This is a genomic window from Pseudolysinimonas sp., from assembly GCF_031389465.1.
In the GTDB taxonomy this organism is placed as follows: domain Bacteria; phylum Actinomycetota; class Actinomycetes; order Actinomycetales; family Microbacteriaceae; genus Pseudolysinimonas_A.
In genome coordinates this window covers 1-2,812 of the sequence record NZ_JANMSQ010000187.1, presented here as the reverse complement: position 1 = coordinate 2,812, position 2,812 = coordinate 1, and the positions used below count along the sequence as shown (strand labels likewise).

The 2,812-nt window shown below is 69.8% G+C and carries 4 protein-coding genes; 1 reads left to right on the top strand and 3 read right to left on the bottom strand.

Annotated elements, in window-relative coordinates:
- A partial coding sequence (locus RMO30_RS07550) for an LLM class flavin-dependent oxidoreductase (RefSeq protein WP_309711485.1) occupies positions 1–1,011 on the bottom strand: 1,011 nt, incomplete at its 3' end.
- Between the two features lie 77 nt (positions 1,012–1,088).
- On the opposite strand from RMO30_RS07550, the gene RMO30_RS07545 reads away from it, so the two are divergent.
- Positions 1,089–1,565, top strand: coding sequence for a nitroreductase family deazaflavin-dependent oxidoreductase (locus tag RMO30_RS07545; RefSeq protein ID WP_309711484.1), 477 nt, complete (start codon positions 1,089–1,091; stop codon positions 1,563–1,565).
- On the opposite strand, the gene RMO30_RS07540 is transcribed toward RMO30_RS07545, so the two are convergent.
- Together RMO30_RS07540 and RMO30_RS07535 are read right to left on the bottom strand one after the other, a co-directional pair.
- Positions 1,552–2,211 carry an NAD(P)H-hydrate epimerase gene (locus tag RMO30_RS07540; RefSeq protein ID WP_309711483.1) on the bottom strand — a complete coding sequence of 220 codons (660 nt, stop codon included), beginning with the start codon at positions 2,209–2,211 and terminating at the stop codon, positions 1,552–1,554. The genes RMO30_RS07545 and RMO30_RS07540 overlap by 14 nt on opposite strands.
- Before the next feature lies 1 nt (position 2,212).
- Positions 2,213–2,491, bottom strand: a complete 279-nt coding sequence (locus RMO30_RS07535) for a GNAT family N-acetyltransferase (RefSeq protein WP_309711481.1) — start codon at positions 2,489–2,491, stop codon at positions 2,213–2,215.
- Positions 2,492–2,812 lie beyond the last annotated feature (321 nt).

Sequence of the window (2,812 nt, the reverse complement as noted above, 5' to 3'; positions counted from 1 at the left end):
GCCGAGCGCGGGCTTGATGTCACGCGCAATCGAAGAGAGGATGCGAGCGTTGAAGTCGACCCCGAGCTGGTTGGGCACCGTCACGAGAATCGTGTCGGCGGCCTGCACCGCGGCATCCTGAGCCAGTTCCTCGGCGATCCGGTCGGGCGCACCGATGTAGGAGCGACCGAAGCGCGCGAGCCCGCCGTCGAGGTGGCCGACCTGGTCCTGCCCGTCGGCTTGGGCGCGCAGCCCGAAGTAGTGCTCGGTCTCGTCGTCGATGATCGGCAGGATGCTACGGCTGATCGAGACGCGCGGCTCACGGTCGTGCCCGGCGGCTTTCCAGGCATCGCGGTACAGCTGGATCTGTTCGGCCTGGAGGTCGGCGAGCGAGGCGCCGGTCTCTTCGGTGAGGAGCGTCGACGACATGAGGTTCATGCCCTGCTCGGCCGCCCACACCGCGGTAGCCCGAGTGCCAGCACCCCACCAGATGCGCTCGGGCAGCCCGGGGGAGCGGGGTTCGATTGCGAGCGGTCGCTCCATCCCGGTCATCTGCGGGTTCGACATCGCCACGCCGGCGCCGTCGATCGCGGCCCGAAACAGTTCCGTGTGACGTCGGGCGAGGTCGGCATCCGTTTCCCCGTCGTCGGGCAGGTAGCCGAATGACTCCGAGCCGCGGAGCGCGGTTTCGGGTGACCCGCGGCTGATGCCGAGCTGCAGTCGGCCGCCGCTCTGCAGATCGGCGGCCGCGGCATCCTCAGCCATGTAGAGCGGGTTCTCGTAGCGCATGTCGATGACGGCGGTGCCGATCTCGATCCGCGACGTGCGCGCGCCGATCGCGGCGAGCAGTGGGAACGGCGACGCTAGCTGCCGAGCGAAGTGGTGCACGCGCACGAACGCACCGTCGACACCGACCTCCTCGGCCGCGATTGCGAGCTCCAGGGTCTGCTGCAGGGCATCAGCCGCGGTCGCCACGAGCGATCCGTGACCGGGTGCCCAGTGGCCGAAGGATAGAAATCCGATGCGCTTCACCTTGACTGCAGCGCCGGGGGAGTCACGCACATTCCCGCATCGGCCCGCAAGGGGGTCAGATCGGGCAGAGTGGCGGGGTGGTTCTTCCGCGGTTCGTTCGCCCACCGGTCGCCTGGCTCTCGCGCACCCCGTTCTTCCGCAGCGTCGGGCCGAGCATCATGCCGCCGCTCGAGCGGGTCATGGACCGAGTCACCGGTGGCCGCATGCAAGTCAGCGGGCTTGGCGTGCCGACGCTCGTGCTGCACACGATCGGAGCGAAGTCGGGGCTCGAGCGCGACACGGTGCTGATGTACTGCCCCGACGGGCGCGAAATGCTCGTTGTCGGCAGCAACTTCGCACGAGACGCGCATCCGGCCTGGACGGCGAACCTGCTCGCGCATCCCGAGGTCGCGGTGAGTCTCCGTGGGCGCCGCATCGACGTGCACGCGGCTCCGCTGGATGACGTCGAACGCGAGCTCACCTGGCCGAAGCTGGAGCGCAACTGGCCCGGCTACCGCAAGTACGAGGTGACCGCCGGTCGCACCCTGCGGGTCTTCCGCCTCACTCCGCAATGACTACGGGTTCGCCGAGATAGGGACCGAGCCCAAGGTCGACGAGCACGACCCGTCCGGCGTATCGCGACCCCGGGTCGATCAGCAGGCCCGCCTTCGTCGCGCCGAACGTCACCGTGAGATCCGCGGGCAACACCGTCGGGTCGGGTACGGCGCCGTCGTCCGGCCCGATGCCGCTCGGGATGTCGACGGCCACGACACGCGGACGCTCGGGTGCATCGAGAACGGGCAGGATCGCGGCGACGACATCGCGCGCCGCGCCCCGAAGGCCGGGGGAGCCGCTGGTCCCGGTGCCGAGGATGCCGTCGAGCACCACGTCGGCAGCCGCGGCGAGCCGCGCGGCGTCGGCCGCATCCACCCACTGCGCGCCCGCCGAGATCGCCGCAGCGGCACCCTCGGCATGATGGCGGGAAGCCGTCGGCACGAGGTCGACGGTCACTCCATCGGCCGCGACTTCGGCGACGGCGAACAGCGCATCACCGCCGTTGTCCCCCGCCCCGACGAGTACCAGCACCCGGCGCGGAGCGAAGCCGCGGAGTTCAGCAGCAAGGGCTGCGGCCGCGTGGCGCATGAGAGGGATTCCGGCGGCAAGCAGAGGTCGTTCGGCGGCCCGCACCTGAGCCGCCGTGTAGCCGGCGCGGGGAGTCACGTCAGGTGAGCAGTGCGCGGCGGTCGGGACGCCCGGTGAACCACTCGGCGACGTACCAACAGGTCGGGATGATCGGGCCGGCGTCACGCGATACGACGTCGTTCACTGCGAACTCGACAAGCTCGCCGGCGAAACCGTGGCCGCGGAACTTCGGCACCGTCACCGTGTGGTGCATGACCGTGCCCACCCCCTGGTCGCGGTACTCGAGCACGCTCACCAGTTCACCGCTGCGACGTAGAACGTACCGATGCGCGTCTGGCTCGTGAGTGATCTCGTTCACCCGCCCAGAATAGCCGTGCGATCTTGAGCGAATCTTGAGGGTTGACGAGGTGGCATCCTGAGGTTGGTGGGGCACTCTGAATCCAGACGGAATACACCCCCCAAGTATTCCGTCCTCGAGTGGCAGCCCCCGCGAGGAACCCGAATCTCCTCGACAGCCACTCGGATGAGCGGAGGGGCCGGCTTTCCCCCCTATACCGGCCCCCCGCTCCCCTCAAAAAGTCCCCCGGAACCCCGCCAGATCGGGAAACGCCCCGGGCCCCGCGCGGCCGGCGGGCCGGGGTTGGCGGGCCGGGCGCGGAAGCGAACCCCCCCGCGCCCC